Source organism: Microcoleus sp. Pol12B4 (assembly GCF_036701385.1).
In the GTDB taxonomy this organism is placed as follows: Bacteria; Cyanobacteriota; Cyanobacteriia; order Cyanobacteriales; family Microcoleaceae; genus Microcoleus.
Genome location: NZ_JAUBQR010000005.1, coordinates 2,012 through 24,268, shown reverse-complemented (window position 1 = coordinate 24,268; position 22,257 = coordinate 2,012). Strand labels below are relative to the sequence as shown.

The window sequence follows — 22,257 nt, the reverse complement described above, 5'->3', positions numbered from 1 at the left end:
CCGCACCAAGAAATTCGCGATTTATGTAAAAGCTTGTAAATTATGCAGGGGTTTTGCATAAACAAGACTTACACAAAAACCCGGTTTCTTCAAGTAAGTCCTGTTTTTTACCTAGCAGCCAGGTGGATTTAACTGAGATGTTGCACCATTCTCAATAATCCTTTGATGAACAGACTTTCCGGCCTGTTCCACAAAAAATTGATCTCTTATGGAATGGGCCGGAGATCCCGTTCTTAAGAATGGTGCAAGATGTGAGTTTAATCGGCATTACCTCTACGGGCGTCTTTGACTTTTTGCGGCACATCCGCACTTGTCCAGTTGAATCGGGTTTGCTCTTGGTGTTGAATGGGGAATATCATGAACCGATCGACCCTATATTGAGTGATTTCAGTAGATATATTCTCTGTATTTAGTTGTTTTAAAATAGTTAAGTCTTTTCGCGTCAACTTACTTAAACCTCGACTGATTAATTGTTTAGCCTCGGAGATATTTCCAGTTCTTTCGTACAATTAGTCGAGACTGGTGCGATTCGTTTAGTCGAAATGAGTGACAACGCTCAGGGACGGCTAGTATGGTTATAAAAACCATAACAACTAGATACACATCTAGGTGCAGGACTCACAAGCCTTAGTCCTAGTCCGCAAGTGCAGCGGTTAAAGCGTATCCCCTACCCTGTTAAGTAGCAACTAACAGGGTAAAGCGGGGATAAAAAGCAGACTACTGGCAGCCGAAGCTGGTAACTGTCAAGCAAGAGTTCATGTGTAGGAAACAAAGATGTGTCTGAACCACCGTTAACTAAGATGGTCTAACGGCTGAATCAGGTATAAAACCGTTGCAAAACACGGTAAAGACTGATTAAGACCAAGCCAAAAGGCAAGGATAGGGCATAGGCGATTCTCTCTGCGACCTATAAGCACCGCCCACAAACCCGGTGGATAGCATCACACTAAAAACTCAATCAATGTGTATTTGGAACGAAGTAACTCTCGTATATTTCTGGAATCAGGTTGATTTTCAGTAAGTAGCTAACGAATAATATACGAAAGAGGGATTGTATCAGAAGCCAATGCTCTGCTGTAATAACAGAGATATGCAGACAGATACACGGTAACTTCAAGGATAGAAATTTAGTAGCAATGAATATGTCTAAAACGCGGGACAACCCGACGGTGGAATGGAATAAAATCAATTGGCGAAGAGCCGAAAGATTGACATTCAAGTTGCAAAAACGTATCTATCGAGCAAGTGAGCGTGGCGATGTTAAAGCAGTTCGGAAGCTTCAGAAGACCTTGATTAATTCATGGTCTAATAAGGTCTTAGCGGTACGACGGGTCACTCAAGATAATACTGGCAAACGTACAGCAGGTGTGGATGGTATTAAATCACTAACCCCAAAGCAACGCTTCAAGCTAGTAAATCAACTCAAAGTAACTGGCAAATCACAACCGACACGTCGGGTAATGATACCAAAACCAGGAACCAGTGAGTCAAGACCATTAGGCATACCCACAATGTACGACCGCGCCTTACAAGCAGGTGTGAAAGCAGCTCTTGAGCCAGAATGGGAGGCAAAATTCGAGCCGAACTCATACGGTTTTAGACCAGGGCGGTCATGTCACGATGCAATGGAAGCTATCTTTGACAGTATTAGATATAAAGCCAAATATGTGCTAGACGCTGATATTGCCAAATGCTTTGACCGCATTAATCACAAAGCATTACTTGACAAAATCAATACCTACCCAGGACTACGAAGACAAATTAAGTCCTGGCTTAAAAGCGGGGTATTAGACCAAGGTGAAATCTTTCTGACCACTGAAGTAACCCCACAAGGAGGAGTAATTTCCCCGTTATTGGCGAACATAGCCTTACATGGAATGGAAGAACGGGTTAAACAATTCGTAGGTAACAATATAAACCAACGAAGAGAAATCAGTCTAATCCGATATGCCGATGATTTTGTGATTATTCACAAAAACATTGAAGTAATAATAGCCTGTCAAAAGATAATTGCGGAATGGTTAGGTGATATTGGCTTAGAATTAAAACCAACCAAAACAAAATTAACCCACACTCTCAACGAATACAATGGAAATGTTGGGTTTGAGTTTCTAGGGTTTCATGTACAACAACACAAGGTAGGTAACTATCGAAGTGCCAAAAATACACATGGAATACCACTTGGTTTTAAAACATTAATCACCCCGTATAAACAAAATATCAAAGCCCACCTTTTAAAGATTGAAGAAGTAATAGACATCCACAAGACTGCCCCTCAAGCTGCTCTAATTAGTCGGCTAAATCCAATAATCAGGGGATGGTCAAACTATTACTATACGGTAGTAAGTAAAGAAACCTTCTCAAAGGTTGACCACCTTACCTACAAAAAACTAAGAGCCTAGGCTAGAAGACGGGGACAAGGTAACATCAACAAAAACAAATACTGGCGAACAGTAGGCGAAAGAAATTGGTGTTTCAGTACAGAAGAAGGTATAGAACTAACCCAACACCAAGCAACGCCAATAATAAGGCACGTTAAGGTAAAAGGCAATTCAACACCTTACGACGGTAACTGGATTTATTGGAGTAAAAGACGCGGAGAATACCCTGAAACACCAACAAGAGTGGCAACACTTCTTAAGACACAAAAAGGTAAATGTACCCACTGTGGTTTGTACTTCACACCTACAGACATTGTAGAAATTGACCATATCCAACCCCGCTCTCTAGGTGGCAAGGATGAGTACAAGAATCTCCAACTTCTACACAAGCATTGTCACGACACAAAAACGAAAAATGATGATTCCCTTAACAAGAATCATGATAATAATCCGTTTTGAGTTGTATCCATAGAAAGGATGAAGATATCGAGGAGCGGAATGAGGCGAAAGTTTCACGTTCCGTTCTGAAAGAGAGGTAGGGGTAGAAATGCCTCTATCGACTCTACCCCTTTGGCATAAAATTTTGGCTGAAAATCTCTTAGTTTTTTAACATCATTGGCGGCGGTTCCCAAGAGCTGAGCAACATAAATAAAAACACTTAATTATTTAGAGGATTTTACGCTCTGGGGTCGGTCGCTTTTTCCTTTTTGATTCTTGGTTCTCTGCTAGATAACTAAAGCCTGCCTCCTTCCACTATACATTGTGTGCGATCGCACTTGACCGAAAGCATCCAGGATACAAGCCACCGGATTCATTCCGAAAGCAGACTCAGGACCCAGAAATAAAAAACCTGTATCCGATGAAACTTGCCCCCCGAATTTATCCGTGAAGTCAAGGCTTCAATTCTTTAATCTCAAATCTCAAATCTCAAATCTCAATCGATTGACACGGTGCGATCGCGATCGGATAGAGGAATGTGTCTTAGTATTTCTTCACACATCCTGCTTTCAGTCTATGATATATGCCTTATGGCGTATTTGTGTTTAAAGCCCGTTACCGCGTACCGCTGATGAGTCAATCAACCAATTCACCGCTATCCCAACCAGTTTCTCGACGCACCGCCCTCAAATTCCTCGGAGTTGGTGCCGCCGGCGGGCTGCTGGGCTACTCTCGATTTTCCAAGCCAGAGCCCACCATTTTTGTGCAAGATTCTCTTGACTTGCCGCGAATGCTGAATAACCGCAAAACCGTTGCAGTTGTGGGGGCAGGCTTGGCCGGGCTCGCCTGTGCTTACGAACTCTCCCAGCGAGGTTTCGCCGTAACATTGCTCGACAAATCGCCCCAACTCGGTGGCAAAATTGCTAGTTGGCCAATTCAAGTCGGGAACGAAACTTTTATGATGGAACACGGTTTCCACGGTTTTTTTCCGCAATACTACAACCTCAAAAGTGTGGTTGAAGAACTAGAAATTACTGATAACTTTGTATCTTTAGAATCCTACGCCGTTCTGTTTCGAGACGGCAAATACAAACCCGAAGTTTTTCGTCCCAACCATTCAGCTTTTCCCTGGAATATAGTTGACTTGGGGATATCTTCTCCCAATCGGCTTAAGTGGGGAATCAATCTGACAAAACCCGCTCACTGGCAAGTATTTCGGGAAATCGGCGGTTTTCAGACTCAAAAAAGTTTTGAGAGACTAGACAATATATCCGTTGCCGACTGGGTAAAAGGTGAATTCCCGCGCGGACTTTATGACTTGTATTTTCTGCCTTTTGCCAAATCTAGCCTCAACGCTCCCGACGAACTGAGCGCGGGAGAATTAATGCAATTTTTCCACTTTTACTTTTTCGGAAATCCAGAGGGTTTGGCTTTCAACGGCACACGGCAAGATATGGGCACGAGTTTGGTGCAGCCTATTGCCAGAGCCATTGAAAGCAAAGGCGGCAAAGTATTGACAGATGTCGCAGTCAGTCAGATTCGCTGGGAAAACGGTCAGATTGATTCTTTGACTTATCAATCGGGAGACGTGCAAAGTAAAATACCTTTTTGGGTGAAGCGAAATGCACTGTTAACTGACAGCAACTCGACCGAATATTTCGGCGCTGGGGACAGCGTATTTGCCACCGCGCCGTCGGGAAAAGAGGCAATTTTTCTGAGTTGCACTCACCAAGGCTGCACAGTTCAGAAACAGAACGACGGTCAATTTCACTGTCCTTGTCACGGGGCAGTTTTTGATGCCGAAGGGCGAGTTGTCAGCGGGCCTGCTCAGCGGGATTTGCCTCGATTTAAGGTAGTCGATGAAAAAGCAGATGAAATACAGTTAGCAGCAGCGGTCAACCAATCGCAGCCTCCAAATTTGGGAGAAACATTGAAGGCTGATTACTATGTTTTTGCGGCTGATGTTCCGGGGATGCAGCATTTGTTTAGTTTGGCTAGCGGTGAAGTGAATCCGCAAGTGTACAGCCGGATCGAGAGCTTAAAAATAGCCGATCCGTTTGCGGTGGGCCGTTTTTGGTTCGATCGCGAATTTCCCTGGGAACACAGCAATTTCAGTTCGCTTTCCGGCTACAAACTGACTGACAGCATTACGCTTTACCACCGAATTCAGGATCAGTTCATCGAGTGGAATCAGAAAACTGGCGGTAGTGTAGTGGAACTGCACGCTTATTGTTACAAGGAGAAGGAGTTTCCCAACCAGGAAGTTTTACTGGCAACTTTTGAGCAAGAATTGTACGAAATTGTACCGGAATTGAAAGAGGCAAATATGCTGCACCGGGAATTAGTAAATCAAAAGAATTTCTCTGGATATCCGCCCGGTAGCTATGCAGAACGACCAGAAACTTGCTGCGCTGTTCCCAACCTTTTGTTTGCGGGAGATTGGGTAAAAATGCCGTTTCCTTGCGGTTTAATGGAAAGGGCAGTTAGCAGCGGTTTGTTGGCAGCTAATGCTATTTTATATCAGGAGGGTTTGCAGAGGCGATCGCTCTTGACGGTGAATCCCGAAGGCGTGTTAAAAATCTAAGGTTTGCAGCGGGGGCGGGTTTTATAAATCGTCAATTATCGGCTGCTCTCCTCGGTGAAAACCGCCCCCAGCCATACGATTTTAGATTTTAGATTTTACGCAATGAGAATGACTGATTCAATAAGGGCTTGGAGGTTTCCTACAGTTATATTCTTTTGTTAAAATGAGTTATGGTTTGTGGGTGTGGTTTACCTTAAGAGAAAAGGCAGAGCTTGCGAACAAAAAAATATCTGTGTTGAGGGGGGTGGATATACGGTTAAAATATTATTGAATAAGTATAAAGCAATAATAGATGCTGAAGAGTAACTGCAAAATTCGCCATAAATCTGTAATGTTTGATGCTTTTGCAACAGAATACGATTTCGCCGCCACCTTGCAAAGCCAGAACGATTTCTTTACTAAAAATCTATCGACCAGCAAAGGTGCAGTATTAGATATTGGCTGCGGTTCGGGAATTCTTGCTTTTGAATTAGCCCAGTATTACGATAATGTAGTGGCCGTCGATTTATCAGCAAAGATGCTGGACATCGCCCGTCAAAAACGCTCAGCACCCAATATCGAATACATCGAAATGGATGCTAGTCAATTAGCGCTCGATCGCAAATTTGATTTAATAGTTAGTGCTACTACTTTTCACCACCTGCCCAACCTCCCTGCCTCCCTCGCTGCAATTAAAAAATTGTTAAATCCGCACGGAAAAATCGTCTTTTTAGATAATATATCGGAAGTCGAAACACCTGCAACAATAGGCTACATCTTAGGTGCGGCGAGAGATTTTAGACCCGACTGTTCCACCTACGGATTGCGCAATGCTTTAAGATTATTAAGATTTAGACTTTCGCCAAGTTGGTTGAAACATTTAGCTAGCGACAGGTATTTGTCAGAACGGAGATTTAGAAAAATTTACGGTCGTTGCTTTCCGGGCTGTTATTTTGTAAAATTGGGTTGTTTTATGGGCGTAATTTGGGAACATTTGTAATGCAAAACAACGCGATAAAATCGGTATCTGCAAGGGGAGAAAAAACTCACATCCGCCAGTTGGGTATTAATCTCGATCGCTGGTATGCGATCGCCCGCAGCACCGAGGTGCAAACTCAGCCCGTCGCTGCGAAAATCTGGAATCAGGCGATCGTACTTTTTCGCGATAGTGCAGGCAAAATCAACGCTTTAGAAGATAGATGTCCCCATCGGCAAGTTAAACTCAGCCACGGCCAAGTTAAAGGCGATTTAATCGAATGTGCTTACCACGGATGGCGGTTAAATGCAAGGGGAGAATGTGCCGAAGTCGATTATTTAGCAGAAAATCAAAAGCTACCCAACTGCAAAATTCGCTCCTATCCTGTCAAGGAACAAAACGGTTTTATCTGGCTGTTTCCCGGCGACGAAACGCAAGCAGAAAAAACTCATTTACTGGATTTACCAGAGTGGGAACATCTCAATTATATTGCCACTGTTTCAGTCATCGACTGTCAGGCCCACTATTCATTTTTAATTGAAAATTTGATGGATATGTACCACGGACACTTGCACGATGATTGGCAAGCTTGGGCAAATCCGGTGCTAGATACTTTAGAAGAAAACGAGCATCAAGTAACTGCTCGATATCAGGCACAAAGTTATTACAAAATAGATAAAATCTGGTCAATTTCTCAGTTATTTTTTAAATCTCTGCGCCGACTGCACCCCGAACCGCTGGAGGTGAGCTATATTTACCCGCACTGGGTTTCAACTTTGGGAAGCGACTTTAAGATTTACTGCTTGGTTTGTCCGGTCAGCGAGACAGCTACTCGCGCTTATTTAATTCACTTTACCTCATTAAATGCGTTTTGGCGACTGCACAAATTGCCGATTTGGTTTCGCAGGTTTATCAAAGATAGTTGTTTCGGTGCTGCTCAAAAGTTATTAGATGGTTTGGTGCGGCAGGATGTGTTAATGATTGAAGAAGAACAGCAGGCTTTTTTGCAGAATTCAGAAAGAAAGAGTTATGAATTAAATCGGGCCTTAGCCAGCGTGCAAAAGTTGATGAGAAGTCAGGCCGAAAATGGATAATTCAGGATCAGATTGAAACCTACGGCGGGACGAATGAAACCAGCCTGCACAGGCTAAGTTGAGAGTTAGCTCTTCCAAGCTTGAGCATGGTATTCTTGTAACAGAGAAAATTAACTTTCCAGAAGCAATTACCAACCACACCTAACACAGGAACCCACCATGAACCGTGTCAGCATCAAGGGTGAGGAACACCCCATTAGAAAAATCTTTAGCGATGACTTTATGTTCACCATTCCCCTCTACCAGCGTCCTTATGCTTGGACAAATGAGCAAGCTGGAGAACTGCTGGAAGACCTCCTAACATCATTGGGAGATGGTAACGACACGATTGATCAACTCAACCCGTACTTTCTAGGCAGCATTGTTTTGATCAAATCTGGGCCGCCAGATGCTGAAGTTGTAGATGGTCAGCAACGTCTAACAACTCTCACCATACTACTAGCTGCTCTCCGAGCATCATTGCCAACACAACACGCCAATGACTTGACCACTTATCTATACCAAAGAGGCAGCTTAATCGCGGGTATAGATAATCGTTACCGTCTGACTTTGCGCGAGCGAGATGCAGAATTTTTCAAGGAATATATTCAAAATGAAGGTGGTATTAACAAGCTCCAAAAATTGAACAATGCTGAGCTGATGGATACTCAGAAGCTTATTAAAGAAAATGCACATTTATTCTTGCAACGTTTGCAGACGATCGCGGAATCCCACCGTATACGTCTTGCCCAGTTCCTGATTACCCAGTGCTTCTTGGTAGTGGTTTCTACGCCTGACTTTGACTCTGCATATCGGATATTTTCTGTGTTGAACAACAGGGGATTGGATCTCTCCCTAACTGATATCTTGAAAGCGGACATTATTGGAAAAATACCAGAAGGGCAAAAAGAAAAATATACTAAAAAGTGGGAAGATACCGAGGAGGAGCTGGGACGCGAGTTATTCAAAGACTTGTTTTCTCATATTCGGATGATTAAGGAAAAGAAAAAACTTAGCAAGAGTATCCTTAAAGAGTTTCAGGAAAACATCAATCCTGCCGCAGGGTCTCAGCAATTCATTGATGAAATTTTAGATCCTTATGCTAAGGCTTTTTCCGAAATTCAAAACTTAACCTATGAAAGCGAGCGGCGTGCCGAGGAAATTAATCAACTATTTAAATGGTTAAACAAAATTGAGAATGTTGACTGGATACCGCCTGCGATTCTCTACCTGTCGCGCAACCGTAATAGCCCCGATAATTTGGTGCGTTTTTTTACAGATTTAGACCGCATAGCGGCAGGTTTAATGATTGTCCGCGCCAATATCAATGAGCGCATTGAACGTTACAGCAGATTGCTTACTGCTATTGAACAAGAGGAAGATTTATTCAATTCCAATTCACCGCTCCAGTTTACTCCTGAAGAGTCAAACAATATCCTTAGAGTTCTGGATAGTGACCTTTACCTAATCCAAAAAATTCGTCTTTATGTTTTGCTGCGCTTAGATGCTGCTCTGTCAGAAGGTGAAGCATCTTACAACTTCTCCAAAATTACTGTCGAGCACGTACTTCCCCAAAATCCCGGGGCTAATAGTGAGTGGATGAAGTGGTTTCCTAGTCAGGAAGAGCGCGATCAATATGTACATCGTCTTGGCAACTTAGTTTTACTATCTGGTGCGAAAAACACTCAGGCAAAAAATTATGATTTTGATGTGAAAAAGCAGAAGTATTTCACTACTAAAACGGGCGTTTCACCCTTTGTGCTTACTACCCAAGTGCTGCGGGAACAGGAATGGACGCCAGAAGTAATCGCTCGACGACAGAAAGAGCTGATTAATGTTCTCAAGAATCTTTGGCGCTTATAGGATAATTGAATTTGATATCAAATTCCTATTATCTGTCCCTCAGCACAAAACCATCTGCGTCCATCTGCGGTCAAAAAAATCTAAATTCCGCCAGCACAAACTTTACTTTTTAGGTTGCTGCTTCTGGTAAACGCTGATAACTTTATCGGCATAAGTAGCAGTTGCCCCACTTTTGCAAGCTGCGGAGTCCCCTGTCATCCACCAGCAAGCTGCGCGGCGTACAGCGGTTAATTCATTGTTGCTGCTAGCTTTGTATTCGTCGCGCAGCAAATCGCCCACGATACAGGTAACAATTGATTTGGCTTTTGTCGCGTCGGCCTCAAATTGTTGGGGTGTTAAATCTTGTTTGGTACAGAATTTTGCCCAGCGGGAAATATTGTTCGGTAAAACTTGCCACTGACTGTACATTCCGTCATTTGCGGCTTGTGGCGGGGCGGCTTGTCGCAGCGCTTCTACAAGGGCGGAAACTTGCGCGTCGGTGACTGCTTGCGCTGTGGCTGGAAGTGATTGCAATCCGAGGCTAATTATCAGGCTGCCGAATAGTAGATTGGTTTTTGCGATCGACTTAAAATTCATTCACAATCCCCTGTTAGATTTAAACTGTGTTTCCTGAAACAAGGTTTACTATTTTGTGGATAGAATACCTCTGTCTTAAGTATGATTTGCTTGTTGAATGGACTGTCGATCGCACTTACGAGAGAAATTGCCGATCGACTGCGATAAAATTATGGAAGTAGAACCCTAGGAAATTCAATGAAAATGCCTACCAGCGATAGCGACCGCGACTCCCTAATTGAATCTCTCAAAGATGCCGAACACGCTGCTGGTTTTATTGGGGCTATCTTCGGAGAAAAAGACCCTGAACCAGCACTTTTGAGAAATGCCATCAGAAAGGTGATTGAGGCTCGAATCACGATGAATGGTCTTTCGGAGTCAGCAAAACAGAATCACGAAAAACTTGACAAGATGCTGACTGAAAGCGGCGGTTCGGAAATTTACAGCTTTGTAGAATTGCTCGAAGCATTAGGATTTAAACTAGAAATTACTGTCGCAGAGACTGAGTTGTCGGCTGACTCGGAATCAACGGATTTTGGGGAATCAGAATTATCGCCCGAACCAGTAGTAATTAATCCCAGTTAATGAGTAAATCGCGCCCTCACCCTTTCATCACAAAATCTAACAATCGGTGAGCCATTTCTAGCTTGCTGCAAGGTGCTATTTCTACTTGCTTTCCGGCGGCATTAATTAATATTGCTTGATTTGTATTGCTGCCAAAACCGGCACCTATTCGATCGATCGGGTTTGCGGCAATTACATCGAGTTTCTTCGTCCGCAATTTCTCCAAAGCAGGCTTGACAATATCCCCAGTCTGTGCAGCAAACCCGATTAATTTTTGGTGCGGCTGTTTCAATTTTCCCAACTCTGCCACAATATCCGCTACCGGTGCCAACGGTAAACAATTCGGGAGCGATCGCTTCGGCAATTTCTCACTACTGTACTCAGCCGGCTTCACATCCGCTACCGCCGCCGCCATCACCGTCAAATCCGCCTCGTGAAAGCATTGCAGCATCGCCTGCCGCATTTCTTGTGCACTCGCAACAGCGATCGCCCGCACACCTGACAGCGGCAACTCGCCAGTTATACTGTGTACCAGCGTCACTATCGCGCCGCGGTGTTGTGCAGCTTGCGCCAAAGCTATGCCCATTTTGCCCGTGGAAGGATTGCCAATAAACCGCACCGGATCGAGGTGTTCCCGCGTTCCTCCCGCACTGATCAACACCCTAATGCCCGCTAAATCTCGATCGCCCTTCGCATACAACAGCGATTCAATATGAGGCAAAATCTCATAAGGTTCTGCCATCCGGCCGACACCCGCGCGATCGCACGCCAGCATACCCGCCCCCGGATTCGCAGCATGATAGCGCCCATAACTCAACACTTCACGCCAATTCCGCTGCACCGCCGGCTGTTCCCACATATCCGTATTCATCGCCGGTGCCAGCAAAATTGGGCAATTAGAAGCTAAGACAGTATTAGTCAACAAATTATCAGCAAAACCCCCCGCTAACTTAGCCAAAGTATTAGCTGTCAAAGGAGCAATTACAAAAACTTCCGCCCATTCTCCCAGTTGAATATGCAGGGGGCGCCCGTGACTTGGTTGCCAAAAATCTTTGTCAGTAAAAGCAGGATGGCGGCACAGAGTAGCAAAAGTCAAAGGCGTCACAAACTCCCCGGCCGCATCAGTAAGAATAGCTTTAACTTCCGCTCCAGCTTTCGCTAAAGTTGAAACTACTTCGCAAACTTTATAAGCCGCAATCCCGCCACTAACGCCGATTAAAATTCGTCTGCCTTTCATGTCATTTTTTCAAAAAAAAGAATCAAGAAAGAAATTAAGATAAAAACAGACTCAAATCTCTAATTCATCTGTTTAATCCGCAACCAAATATGCTGCTAACTTCTTCCTCAATTCCGTCGAATTTTTTGACCTAGATTTTTAAGTCTATGCTTCGTCGTAGGCTTCCATATCCAGAAGGTGGAGATAAGGTTCAACCAGCTCCGGCCGCTGAAAGGCAAGCGATCGCAACAAATGCCAATCATTCAATCCCTCAAAAGGATCTGTATAATCGTCAACTTCTAAACGGACAGCCAATTCTGCCACGTCCTGAGAAGTAAGTACAGCAATATCGCGCGATGCTTTGGTTAAAGTTTTCATTTTTTTCCCCTGCCCGAGACTTCCGCCATACTATATACTAAACCTTTAATCAGATTTCGACACAGTTTCTACAACAAAACTTCGTATTACCTCTATAACTTCCGGCAGAATCTCGTGTCCCATGTTAAATTCTCGATACTGCACCGCAGCTCCCCAAGCCGTCAAACTCTCGCGCGATCGGACAGCAGCACTAACAGGCACAATAGTATCTTGAGTACCGTGTACGATTAAAACAGGTGGCAAAACACTCCCCGCAACTGGTGAAATCTGGTGTAAATAACCGCTCAGACAAATTAAACCAGCTAGGGGCAAAGTCAATCCCACATCTAGAGTCATCGCTCCGCCTTGAGAAAAGCCACTTAAAATCGTGCGAGACAAAGGCACGCCCGTGCTGCTTTCCAAAGACAGCAAAAATTCCCTCAGCAATTGCCGGCTTTCTACCAATCCCTGAGCCTCTTTGGTTTGAAGGTTATACCACGCTTTGCCGCTCGTTACCTGGGGATGGGGAAAGGGGGCATCGGGAAACACAAACTGATAATCCGGCAAATTGAAAAAGGGTGCTAAGGAAGTCAAATCCCCAGCATTAGCACCCCATCCATGCAAAGCGACAATCAAAGCGACAGGTTTGCGATCGGTTGTGGGCGGAATGCTAATAGATTGTAAAGACATCGTAGTTAATAATTGGTAATCTGGGCTTGCTACAATTATAAATTGTCACGACGGGTAAAACCCCAGATATTTGTTTTCGGCAATATTCCACTTAAAATTAGCACGCGCTTGCCAACAACTATAACTTTTGACTGTTGACTGTTAACTGTTGAAAGTAGAGTGCGAAATCCGAAACTTTTCCCATTCTAGTGCGGATAGTTCACCTTTTCTCAACAGGAATTAGGGAGCATCTCATATTTGTAAAAACACTTCTCCTGGCTCCTTCCGTCTTCATATTTCCTCCGGCCTCCGGTCTCCTGCCTCGAAACTCCAATTTCTAACTGGGCTGCAAAAGTGATATCGTTTCCGGTTGCATCGGAATAATAAAATCGAGTCAACAGTTAACAGTCAACCATTGAGTTTTTCCACCCTTGCTTCAACAGTCAACAGTCAACAATCACGGACGGTGCAACCGGAATTGATATGAGATGCTCTCAGTAAGACTCAGCTAGAAGCGAGATTTCTCCCGCTAATTCCAACTGGCACCTACTGCAGGTGCAACCTTAGAAACAGATTGCTTAGACTGCTGCCGCACCGGCACCTCAATCCAAAATTCAGTTCCCTCTCCCGGAGCCGATAGACACCTGAGCGAACCTTGATGTTTGTCCACTATTTGATAGCAGATCGACAATCCCAAGCCAGTACCTTTGCCTACAGGCTTCGTAGTAAAAAACGGATCAAACAAACGTTTTTTTACATCCTCCGTCATGCCCGCTCCATTGTCAGCAATTCGCACGCATACACAATTATAACTTAAAAGTTCAGTACGAATCCGAATCCTAGGTAAAAAAGCCGCATCATAGGGATTTTCACTATTTGGTAAAAGGTGAGTCCTTTCTTCATGTAAAACATCAATGGCATTAATCAAGACATTCATAAATACCTGATTCAATTGTCCCGCCCAGCACTCCACTAACGGCAAATTCCCGTATTCTTTGATGACTTGAATGCCCGGAAAACCAGGTTGGGGTTTCAGCCGACTATCCAAAATCATCAAGGTGCTGTCAATGCCTTGGTGAATGTCAACCTTTTTCATTTCAGCTTCATCCAAGCGCGAAAAATTCCGCAGAGAAAGGACGATTTGGCGGATGCGTTCAGCTCCCATATTCATAGATTTTAGGATTTTAGGCAAGTCTTCACTGATAAACTCCAAATCGATCTCTTTTTGTTTGGCTTGCACTTCTGGTGTTGGGTTTGGATATTGCTGCTGGTATATTTCCACAAGTTCCAGCAAGCTTCGAGTATATTCGCCTGTATGGATCAGGTTGCCAGAGATGAAGTTGACAGGATTGTTAATTTCGTGGGCAACTCCAGCCACCAATTGCCCCAAGCTGGACATTTTTTCAGTTTGGATTAGTTGAAATTGAGTTTCCTGCAAATTTTTTAGTGCGGTTTCTAGTTCAGCGGTGCGCTGTTTTAGTTGAATTGTCCGATCGTACACTTGCTGTTCTACTTTTGCAGTACGTTCTAGAGACATCAACAGGTAAATCGTCAAGCTGCCAGTCATCAATAGCCCGATCGCGCCAATTGCCAGGGAACCCTGATGCGTCCTCATACTGTTGTACCCCTTCCCGGGCAAAACTAGCAGCCTCCACTGGCGGTCTGCTACGTTAAATAAGCGAGTGCAAGCACTCGGATATTGACAGATTTTTCCCCGCAAATTAGCTAACTCTGGCTTTTCGTGTTTTGGGTTATCTATCAACTGCTTAGCTTGTGAGTCGTAGCGCACCAAAAAGCGTTCTTTCTCTATAGCAGAGTTGTCATAGAGGTAAAAATTAATGTTATCTAAATTTAGCGATTCTAAAGAGGAATCGACCATACTGGTGATCTGAAACAGACCCGCAATAACTCCCCTTAGGTTTTGGCGGCCCTTGACCGAGTTATCGGGAGAATTTGTGGTCTGGGGTACTGGTAGAAATACTTGCAATCCCGGTTGATTGTTGCTGACTAATCTAATCCGCGCGGAAGCAGCTATTTTCCCGGTATTCACCGATTTCTCTAAAGCTACTTTGCGATCGCGGCTGGAGGCAACATCAAAACCGATCACTTTGTTATCTTCTTCTAATGCTTCTCTGTAAATAATGGGAAAGTATTCCGATCGCACTCTTGCTTTGACCTGCTTTTTGTCAGGAGTTCGTTCATAAATTTGAAATGCGGGAAAATCGGCGGCTCGAATTGTCCGTTCGTAAGCTGCTTTTTGGGCAGCCGGCACGTGCCGAATCCAGTTAACAGAATGTATAGCAGTATTTCGGGCAAGTGCAGGTTGAGTGAATTGCTTAAAATCTTCTCTGGTAACTTCAGTAGATGCCCTGTAGAATCCTTCAAGTGAGTACAGAACTTCTAAATTTTTATTGATGCTTTGCTGCAATGTCACATTCAGGCGATCGGCTTGCTGATGAAATTCCGCTTGCATTCGTTGGTTTTCCGAATGCCACACGAGGGCTGCGGCTGCCAATGACAAACTCGTACCGATGCAAAGAGCCAAGGCTGCTGGAATGTAACTACGGCGCGACATTAAACTTTCGGTCAGCGAATTAAACCTCTTGCTTTCAAAATTCATATTTTTATACCTTCTGCCACCAGAGTGCAATTTTTTAAAGACTTGTAAAATTCCTTGATAGCACGAAGGACAGCCCACAAACCAGATTGTCTAAAAACTTATGATCGCAGGAATAGAATTTCGCCTGAGAAACCCACTTTCTACAAAAATATTGGTGTGTTAACGAGAAAGTGGAGAAGAAACAGGCTGTTTATGAATAGTGCATCCACGACTGAGGAATTGAAACCAATTGTAACTAAGTGTAACGAAGCCAGTTTCCATCTGGGTGCTCCCAAGTTCCTGCCCCGGAAGAACCTGGTAACGACAAAAAACCTTAATCTGGTGGGGCGGGTACTCAATACCCGCCCCACAAAGCCAACTTAAATTTGGAACAGCTTACAAAACAGTCCCTATTTCCTTCAAATAAACCCGTGTAAACGGTTCATCATCCCCCAGAGTATACTGTTCGATCAACCCCTGGCGGCGAATAGAAATACTACTTCCTTCCCTCACCACAACAGTATCGTCATCAGTGCTTTCTCTAACCAACATCATCTCCGTTTCTCCCGGATTGTCCAGCACCACCATATTGCTGCCCCGATAAAACATTCCCTCAACTTCCAAAATATCTTCGGGATATTCAGCAATTAACAAATCGAGTTTGGGATTCCGCAGCAAACTTTGCAAGTTCAGGTGGTAATTCTTATTCAAAACTTTTTCAGAACGGTTAACAAAAAGTCCACCGCGACAAACAGCACCAATTGTCCAATCGGGATGCTGCAACAGAATATGGTCGATAGTTTCTTGTAGGTCATGTACCGAAATTCTGTTGAAAGTAATAATCGGAATTCGGGCTGATTTTCCCGATTCAAAGAAAGTTTCGATAATATGGGAAGGCACATCAACTCCTTCACCGACAGCGGGGTTGAGGTGCATAAAAATTCCCGGCGCGGCATTGATCTCGATAATCCCAAAATTGCCTGTTTTCCAAGATTTGGTGAGAGTTTCTGTTACCACATCAATGCCCAAACAAGTTAACCGAAAATGTAGGGCGATATCTTGAGCCAAAACAATGTTATCCGGGTGAATAGTGCGGGTAGCGTCGATGCTGACGCCGCCTGCAGAAAGATTAGCAACTTTCCGTAGAGACACAGTGCGATCGCGCTCTAGCACACTATCCAATGACAGCCCTTGTTCTTCCAGATACATTTCCATTGCTTCGTCGGACTGAATTTTGCTCATCGCCGAAGTTGGCGTATCCAAACGTTCAGGTTTGCGGTTTTCACGGCGGATCAATTCGCGAATTGTTGAGTCGCCATCACCTGTTACCCAAGCCGGTCGGCGTTCAGTTGCAGACACAAACTTGCCGTCAACGCATAGCAGCCTAAAATCCGATCCTTTGATGCTGTTTTCCACAATTACTCGCACCGGGTCTGTTTCGGGAATTGCCTTAACTGCTCTTTTAAAAGCTGCCTGCAATTCCTCCCCATCTCGGACATCTGCTGTTACGCCAATTCCTTTATGACCGACTACTGGTTTGATAGCAACAGGGTAGCCAATTTCTCTAGCAACTGCCAGAGCTCCGTTTTCTGTGGAGACGATATCGCCTTTGGGAACAGGGAATCCTAATGTAGCGAGAAAAGCTTTACAATCGTCTTTGCGCGTGGTAAAATCTGAGTCTAAGTGGCTGTCAGAATCAAAAGTAGTTGCAGAGCCGCGAACCAGTTTTTTACCGTACCCATATTGCATTAGTCCTTCATCCCACAAATAAAATGCGGGGATGCCTTTTTGGGATGCCGATCGCATTAACGAATAAACTGTCGGGCCTCCGTAGACTGACTGCCGGAACATATTTTGCAGCGCGCCCATTTGTGCTTCCAAGGGAAAGTCTTGATTTTGATTGATGGCTTCAAACCAATCCCAAACTGCGTAAACTACGGCTCTGGCGGTGCGGGCGTGAAGTGCTTCTATGCTGATTCTGTTAAAGTGAGAAAATGGCTTGACGTTCCAGTGTTGGAAGTGCAAACCCATGTCGAGTTTTGCTACTTCTGAGGCGGTACGCCCGAACAGTTGGGCATGGTTTGAGAAATTTTCATGCAGCAGTTGGGGGTAGCGATCGCTAATAATTTTATGGTAATGTGCGATCGGCAAAGGTTCGCTCGCGCCCGTTACCGCTAAATCGAAAACTAAAGCTGCGGTGTCTAAATAAGGGTTTGGTCCCATATAGTGTTTGAAGTTGAAAACATCAAAAACATCGGTTTTTCGAGCATTGACGCGGGCTGTTTCGGTGCTTTTTTCTTGCAGCATTTTCTAACCTCCTTTGAGTTAAATTTTTACGGTAACTTTATAGTCGCCGCATGGGATACTACCTGCGGGCATAGATATTCCAGCAGTGAGACAAATACTCCGAGCAATTCTGTATTTAGTATTGCCAGAGAGGGGGAGTGAGATAGTAGGGGAGAGGGTGAGAGGGTGAGAGTGGGAAAATATTTCTTGTTCCTTCAAGATCTGACTAAGCATTGATGACTAAGCATTGATGACTAAGCACTTATGACTAATGACTACTTCTTTCCCCCCTCCCCAAAAAAGCTATAACTTTTGAGAGGTACAATCTGTACTTATAATTGTTTATGACAGTGAAAGAAAATTTAAGAGGCAGCAAATTATGAAGATCGCACAAACTGCTCTCAGGGACAAAGTTCACCAATTAGCTGAGGAAGCATTTCACCGGAAGCTAATTTCTGGCTACGGCGATGGTCAAAACAGCAACGAATATCAGATTGTCTGGAACGGCAAACCCAGACACCTACCTTTAGAACGGGCGAGTACCATATTGAGCAATTTGATCGAGCGATCGTACTAAGGGGCGATCGGACCAATTGAAGACTTACGCTCATCAACCCGATTTCTACGAGCAATCAGAGGAGGATTAGCGAAGAATCGGAGCAGAAACCGGATTGATCACCGCGCGCGCGTCAACCCTGTAATTTAAGCTCATTTCTTGACCCCTCCTATCTCCTGTTAGGGGGGGGTAAGTTTGTTTTATCGATCGTCGAGGATGAGCTAAATAGATAGTCCTAGACGCAGAAACCGGTTTTTTTACCAGTCCCGGACGCAAAAGCTTTCTCAAAAACCGGGGTTTCTCAGTGAAGGTTTTCCGTTCACACGCAGAATTTTCGTTTCTATTTCGGGTTTTTTTAGCCTAGTACCTCCAGGACTATTTAACAAAAACATCGTTACAGCCACGAGCAAGAGTAAACACCCATATCACCCTTGCTGTCTGCGTCCTGGAGGGGTAGCAGTCTGAGATTTTTTTGTATTTATATATACCTTTTGGCAGTTTTCGGAAAAAGGAATTTTGTGTTTTAGTAAAATTTAATAAATTAAAAGTGGAGATAATATGGCGAGCAACGAAGTTCAGGGGAAGTTGCTAATTATTGGTGGCGCGGAAGACAAAGAGGGGGACTGCAAAATTCTGCGGGAATTCTTGCGCTGCGCCGGAGGCACTAAAGCCCGCATTGTAGTGATGACGGCTGCAACAAGCCTGCCGGGAGAAGTAGGAGATAATTACATCCGAGTTTTTGAGCGACTCGGCGCTGAAGATGTGCGAGTTGTTGACACCCAGAGACCCGAAGATGCCAGCAATCCAGATTATTTAGAAGCGATCGAACAAGCTACGGGCATATTCTTTACCGGCGGAGATCAAGCGCGGATTATTAGCTGCTTGAAAGACACAAAACTCGACGCAGCTATGCACAAACGCTACTCTGAAGGGATTATCATTGGCGGCACCAGTGCCGGCGCGGCAATGATGCCAGACATGATGATTATTGAAGGAGACTCAGAGACAAATCCCCGCGTTGATGTGGTAGCAATGGGCCCGGGGATGGGTTTCCTTCCGGGAGTTGTCATCGACCAGCATTTCGCCCAGCGAGGTCGTCTGGGACGCTTAGTTTCGGCACTCTTGCTGCAACCTGCCGTGTTGGGATTTGGTATTGACGAAAATACAGCTATTTTAGTCAGCGGTGACGAGTTGGAAGTGATTGGGGAAAGCGCTGTAACTGTCATCGACGAGTCAGAAAAACTCCACGACAATCTGGAGGGATTGTTGAAGGATGAGGCTTTGGCGATTTGCGGGGCTAAGTTGCACATCCTCCCCCACGGATACCGGTTTAACTTGAAAACTCGCCAGCCGGTGCTCCATAACGTAGCAACTACAGCCGAGAGAGAAAGGGCGATCGCCTAATTTACTTGCAACTGGCAAACATCTTAAAATTATGTAAGGTGAGCAATTTACACCTTACCCCTTCTACCAACTAGGATGGTTAAAAGCCCAGTTTCTGTCTCCAAAACTAATAAAAAGAAGAGGATTTTACCTCTTCTTTTATTGCTGCGGTTTCAGATTTTTTAAGCACTTTTCTGTTCGCCAAAACTCGACTGCTGCCCTTCTTCAGTCGATATTAAATTCCACCCTTGAACTCTCAGCTTCTGAAATGTTGCCCATCCCTTAGAACCGCCCGGTTCCCGGTAGTCGGATATAGCAAACTGGGGAAAAGCTGTATAAGGCCGCCACGCCTGACGGGCATCGGTACGCAAGTGCAATATCTTTTCTCCATTGCCTCCGAGTCTGGGCAACCAACACATTTGTTTTAGCATTTTTAACACTCCAGAGTTTTACAGTAACGGTAATTCGCCAACATCCCACATTAAACTTTTAGAGCCTTAGAGCCACTGCTCGGAATATCTAACGGGTAACAGGGACGAATGAGATTTTCACCAATTACCAATTACTGAGGTAGCAGCAGTCGTTAAAGCTGATTTTGGTTCTACAAAGTTTACCAGTCAAAAACTCTAAAACAAGTGCCACCCAGACATAAGCAAAAATAATCATTGCTATTCTCGGCTCAAACTTGGCTTAAAGTCGCAGGAAAACCCAGTTGAATAAAGAATTCATTTTTCTGGTTTCCCTTGCCTTATAATTACACGCTCATCCTCGCTCTTTCCGCATAAAATGACATCTTTCTACGGTATTACCCCTGTCGGCTAAAAAATGTTTCTTTAGTTACAAATGTTAAATGTTCACCACGATTTATTTAGTTATCAAAAGTTAAATTACTTTTCATAAAATACTTCGGACCGTTTTGGATAGCCAACCGTAGAATAAGGGTTCAAGGCTCCAAGGCAATTGAGCTACCAACGGTAAATCTTGGGTTTCAGGCTACCAACTCCAAACAGCCCGGACTATTTTTCATAAATAGCACTTAATAATTTTTAGTTACTTTAACTACATTTTTGATTAAAATCAGGTTTCTGGGTACCTACTAGGGACGAACCTTACTCAATCGCTAGGGTTCGCATTACTCTAAATCTTCCGGTTACACCCCCAAGTACCTTACAACATAAGAGTTACAGGTTTAACTCTTAAGAACGATGGCGACAGATTTACCAAATTGTAAAAATCAATACTAATCACACTTATAAGTTCTCCAAACAAGATATTCATGGCCGCTGCAATTGAATTCCAACTCTTCGCTCCCAACAACAAAGCAGCTACACTGCTCGGCTCCTTTTCCCAATGGGCAGAAATTCCCTTAGAAAAAGATGACAAAGGTTATTTCCGCACTAACATTAAGTTAGAAGACGGTATTTATCAATACAAATTCCGAGTTCAGTCGCAAAGTGCATGTTTTGAACCGGATGAATGGGTAGAAGTCAATGACCCCTACGCGACTGAAATTGACCGCACTACTGATACAAGTACAGTTCGCATCAAAGCAGGCGCACGAATTATTGATACCTATGTTTGGCAGCACGACGACAAAGAACTCCCCAATAATGAAGAATTAGTCGTTTACGAAATGCACGTTGCTGATTTTTCCGGGTCGGATGGTTCCGACAGTTGCAGTAAATTCCAGCAGGTGAAGGAGAAATTAGATTATCTCTGCGATTTGGGGATAAATGCGATCGAACTAATGCCAGTTAATGAATATCCGGGCGATTATAGCTGGGGCTACAAAGTCCGCGATTTCTTTGCCGTAGAGTCCAGTTACGGCGCAACCGCAGATTTGAAGCAATTGATTGACGAGTGCCACGGACGGGGCATTCGGGTGATTCTGGACGGGATTTACAACCACTGCGATGAAGAATGTCCCTTATTGCTAATCGATCGCAATTATTGGTACTACCGCGACAAACACTATCCCGAAGATCCGGCCAACTACTGGGGCCCGGAGTTTAACTACGAAAACTTCGACCCCAAACTCGGCATTCGTCCTGCTTGGAAATTCATCGGCGATGTCGTTAATTTCTGGATTCAAGAATATCATATCGACGGCATTCGCTACGATGCTGTGCGGCAGTTGGACAATCGAGATTTCCTACACTGGATAACTCGTGAAGCGAAAAAAACCGCCGGTAACAAGCCATTTTACAACATAGCAGAACACATTCCAGAACTTCCCGAACTCGTCGCGGCAGACGGGCCGATGGATGGCTGCTGGCACGAAAGTTTTCGCATTTTTGCCATAGAAAATCTCGCGGGGAATACTTTCGATATCGAAAAGCTCAAGCAAGTTCTCGAACCCAAACAACAAGGCTATCAAACCACAACTAATGTGATCAATTATTTAGCCAGTCACGACCGTGACCACTTGCTGGCCGAAGCCAGCTTTCGGACTCTCGACCCCGAAGGGGCTTTTAAACGCGCTAAATTGGGAGCGGTTTTGTTAATCACAGCAGTAGGAATACCGATGCTGTGGATGGGCGAAGAGTTTGGACAATCCACGGGGCAAACTCCCAACCAGCCGAATAAACTGCAATGGTCTTTGTTGAAAAATCAGCCAAATAATGAGTTGTTGGAATACTACAAACAGGTGATTCGGCTGCGGGAAAAAGTTCCGGCACTTTATACCGAAAATATTGAATTTATCCACGAAAATCCCGAAGCCAAAGTGCTGGCTTACTATCGCTGGAGTGATGAGGGAACGCGAGCAGTAGTTGTCGC

Annotated in this window: 16 protein-coding genes and 1 pseudogene; 10 read left to right on the top strand and 7 right to left on the bottom strand. The window is 44.3% G+C overall.

Annotation, left to right across the window (positions count from 1 at the left end; all coding sequences use genetic code 11):
- Window positions 1–239: 239 nt before the first annotated feature.
- The 6 genes and pseudogenes from QUA38_RS01710 (at window position 240) to QUA38_RS01680 (ending at window position 9,294) form a co-directional block, all read left to right on the top strand.
- Window positions 240–413 (top strand): hypothetical protein, encoded by a 174-nt coding sequence (locus QUA38_RS01710; protein ID WP_333158653.1) that lies wholly within the window; start codon window positions 240–242, stop codon window positions 411–413.
- 723 nt (window positions 414–1,136) lie between these two features.
- A pseudogene (gene ltrA / locus QUA38_RS01705) lies at window positions 1,137–2,840 on the top strand (group II intron reverse transcriptase/maturase).
- A 562-nt stretch (window positions 2,841–3,402) separates the two neighbouring features.
- On the top strand, window positions 3,403–5,403 hold the full coding sequence (locus QUA38_RS01695) for an FAD-dependent oxidoreductase (RefSeq protein ID WP_445305017.1): 2,001 nt from the start codon (window positions 3,403–3,405) through the stop codon (window positions 5,401–5,403).
- A 292-nt stretch (window positions 5,404–5,695) separates the two neighbouring features.
- Entirely contained in the window at window positions 5,696–6,382 is a 687-nt protein-coding gene (locus QUA38_RS01690) for a class I SAM-dependent methyltransferase (RefSeq protein WP_333158647.1), read from the top strand.
- Window positions 6,382–7,452, top strand: coding sequence for an aromatic ring-hydroxylating dioxygenase subunit alpha (locus tag QUA38_RS01685; protein WP_333158645.1), 1,071 nt, complete (start codon window positions 6,382–6,384; stop codon window positions 7,450–7,452). The genes QUA38_RS01690 and QUA38_RS01685 overlap by 1 nt, the downstream gene beginning before the upstream one ends.
- Window positions 7,453–7,611: 159 nt before the next feature.
- Complete coding sequence (locus QUA38_RS01680; protein ID WP_333158643.1) at window positions 7,612–9,294, top strand: DUF262 domain-containing HNH endonuclease family protein; 1,683 nt, start codon at window positions 7,612–7,614, stop codon at window positions 9,292–9,294.
- Window positions 9,295–9,396: 102 nt separating this feature from the next.
- Here QUA38_RS01680 and QUA38_RS01675 read toward each other — a convergent pair whose 3' ends face one another.
- Window positions 9,397–9,870: a hypothetical protein gene (locus QUA38_RS01675; protein ID WP_333158641.1), complete on the bottom strand. Its 474-nt coding sequence runs from the start codon at window positions 9,868–9,870 to the stop codon at window positions 9,397–9,399.
- A gap of 183 nt (window positions 9,871–10,053) precedes the next feature.
- On the opposite strand from QUA38_RS01675, the gene QUA38_RS01670 reads away from it, so the two are divergent.
- Entirely contained in the window at window positions 10,054–10,434 is a 381-nt protein-coding gene (locus tag QUA38_RS01670) for a transcriptional regulator (protein WP_333158640.1), read from the top strand.
- Window positions 10,435–10,450: 16 nt separating this feature from the next.
- Here QUA38_RS01670 and coaBC read toward each other — a convergent pair whose 3' ends face one another.
- The 5 genes from coaBC to QUA38_RS01645 all read right to left on the bottom strand — a co-directional run bounded on the left by coaBC (window position 10,451) and on the right by QUA38_RS01645 (window position 17,561).
- Window positions 10,451–11,650, bottom strand: coding sequence for a bifunctional phosphopantothenoylcysteine decarboxylase/phosphopantothenate--cysteine ligase CoaBC (coaBC, locus tag QUA38_RS01665; RefSeq protein ID WP_333158638.1), 1,200 nt, complete (start codon window positions 11,648–11,650; stop codon window positions 10,451–10,453).
- Between the two features lie 144 nt (window positions 11,651–11,794).
- A complete protein-coding gene (gene isiD, locus QUA38_RS01660; RefSeq protein ID WP_006632739.1) occupies window positions 11,795–12,007 on the bottom strand; it encodes a protein IsiD in 213 nt (70 codons plus the stop codon).
- 45 nt (window positions 12,008–12,052) lie between these two features.
- Window positions 12,053–12,676, bottom strand: coding sequence for an alpha/beta hydrolase (locus tag QUA38_RS01655; protein ID WP_333158636.1), 624 nt, complete (start codon window positions 12,674–12,676; stop codon window positions 12,053–12,055).
- A 508-nt stretch (window positions 12,677–13,184) separates the two neighbouring features.
- On the bottom strand, window positions 13,185–15,275 hold the full coding sequence (locus tag QUA38_RS01650; RefSeq protein WP_333158635.1) for a CHASE domain-containing protein: 2,091 nt from the start codon (window positions 15,273–15,275) through the stop codon (window positions 13,185–13,187).
- Between the two features lie 375 nt (window positions 15,276–15,650).
- Window positions 15,651–17,561 (bottom strand): ATP-binding protein, encoded by a 1,911-nt coding sequence (locus tag QUA38_RS01645; RefSeq protein ID WP_333158633.1) that lies wholly within the window; start codon window positions 17,559–17,561, stop codon window positions 15,651–15,653.
- A 358-nt stretch (window positions 17,562–17,919) separates the two neighbouring features.
- Between QUA38_RS01645 and QUA38_RS01640 the strand changes: the two genes are divergently transcribed.
- Both QUA38_RS01640 and QUA38_RS01635 read left to right on the top strand, forming a co-directional pair.
- The gene (locus QUA38_RS01640) at window positions 17,920–18,117 is read left to right on the top strand and encodes a hypothetical protein (RefSeq protein WP_333158632.1); all 198 of its coding nucleotides are present in this window, start codon (window positions 17,920–17,922) and stop codon (window positions 18,115–18,117) included.
- A 537-nt stretch (window positions 18,118–18,654) separates the two neighbouring features.
- The gene (locus tag QUA38_RS01635) at window positions 18,655–19,500 is read left to right on the top strand and encodes a cyanophycinase (RefSeq protein ID WP_333158630.1); all 846 of its coding nucleotides are present in this window, start codon (window positions 18,655–18,657) and stop codon (window positions 19,498–19,500) included.
- A 161-nt stretch (window positions 19,501–19,661) separates the two neighbouring features.
- Here QUA38_RS01635 and QUA38_RS01630 read toward each other — a convergent pair whose 3' ends face one another.
- Complete coding sequence (locus tag QUA38_RS01630) at window positions 19,662–19,910, bottom strand: hypothetical protein (RefSeq protein ID WP_333158628.1); 249 nt, start codon at window positions 19,908–19,910, stop codon at window positions 19,662–19,664.
- An 845-nt stretch (window positions 19,911–20,755) separates the two neighbouring features.
- On the opposite strand from QUA38_RS01630, the gene QUA38_RS01625 reads away from it, so the two are divergent.
- Window positions 20,756–22,257 (top strand): alpha-amylase family glycosyl hydrolase (locus QUA38_RS01625; RefSeq protein ID WP_333158626.1); only part of this gene is annotated, 1,502 nt, incomplete at its 3' end.

Excerpts from the sequence above, each read along its gene's own strand:
- QUA38_RS01710 (WP_333158653.1), top strand. The coding sequence starts at position 240 with ATGGTGCAAGATGTGAGTTTAATCGGCATTACCTCTACGGGCGTCTTT.
- QUA38_RS01695 (WP_445305017.1), top strand. The coding sequence starts at position 3,403 with ATGCCTTATGGCGTATTTGTGTTTAAAGCCCGTTACCGCGTACCGCTG.
- QUA38_RS01690 (WP_333158647.1), top strand. The coding sequence starts at position 5,696 with ATGCTGAAGAGTAACTGCAAAATTCGCCATAAATCTGTAATGTTTGAT.
- QUA38_RS01685 (WP_333158645.1), top strand. The coding sequence starts at position 6,382 with ATGCAAAACAACGCGATAAAATCGGTATCTGCAAGGGGAGAAAAAACT.
- QUA38_RS01680 (WP_333158643.1), top strand. The coding sequence starts at position 7,612 with ATGAACCGTGTCAGCATCAAGGGTGAGGAACACCCCATTAGAAAAATC.
- QUA38_RS01675 (WP_333158641.1), bottom strand. The coding sequence starts at position 9,870 with ATGAATTTTAAGTCGATCGCAAAAACCAATCTACTATTCGGCAGCCTG.
- QUA38_RS01670 (WP_333158640.1), top strand. The coding sequence starts at position 10,054 with ATGCCTACCAGCGATAGCGACCGCGACTCCCTAATTGAATCTCTCAAA.
- coaBC (WP_333158638.1), bottom strand. The coding sequence starts at position 11,650 with ATGAAAGGCAGACGAATTTTAATCGGCGTTAGTGGCGGGATTGCGGCT.
- isiD (WP_006632739.1), bottom strand. The coding sequence starts at position 12,007 with ATGAAAACTTTAACCAAAGCATCGCGCGATATTGCTGTACTTACTTCT.
- QUA38_RS01655 (WP_333158636.1), bottom strand. The coding sequence starts at position 12,676 with ATGTCTTTACAATCTATTAGCATTCCGCCCACAACCGATCGCAAACCT.
- QUA38_RS01650 (WP_333158635.1), bottom strand. The coding sequence starts at position 15,275 with ATGAATTTTGAAAGCAAGAGGTTTAATTCGCTGACCGAAAGTTTAATG.
- QUA38_RS01645 (WP_333158633.1), bottom strand. The coding sequence starts at position 17,561 with ATGCTGCAAGAAAAAAGCACCGAAACAGCCCGCGTCAATGCTCGAAAA.
- QUA38_RS01640 (WP_333158632.1), top strand. The coding sequence starts at position 17,920 with ATGAAGATCGCACAAACTGCTCTCAGGGACAAAGTTCACCAATTAGCT.
- QUA38_RS01635 (WP_333158630.1), top strand. The coding sequence starts at position 18,655 with ATGGCGAGCAACGAAGTTCAGGGGAAGTTGCTAATTATTGGTGGCGCG.
- QUA38_RS01630 (WP_333158628.1), bottom strand. The coding sequence starts at position 19,910 with ATGCTAAAACAAATGTGTTGGTTGCCCAGACTCGGAGGCAATGGAGAA.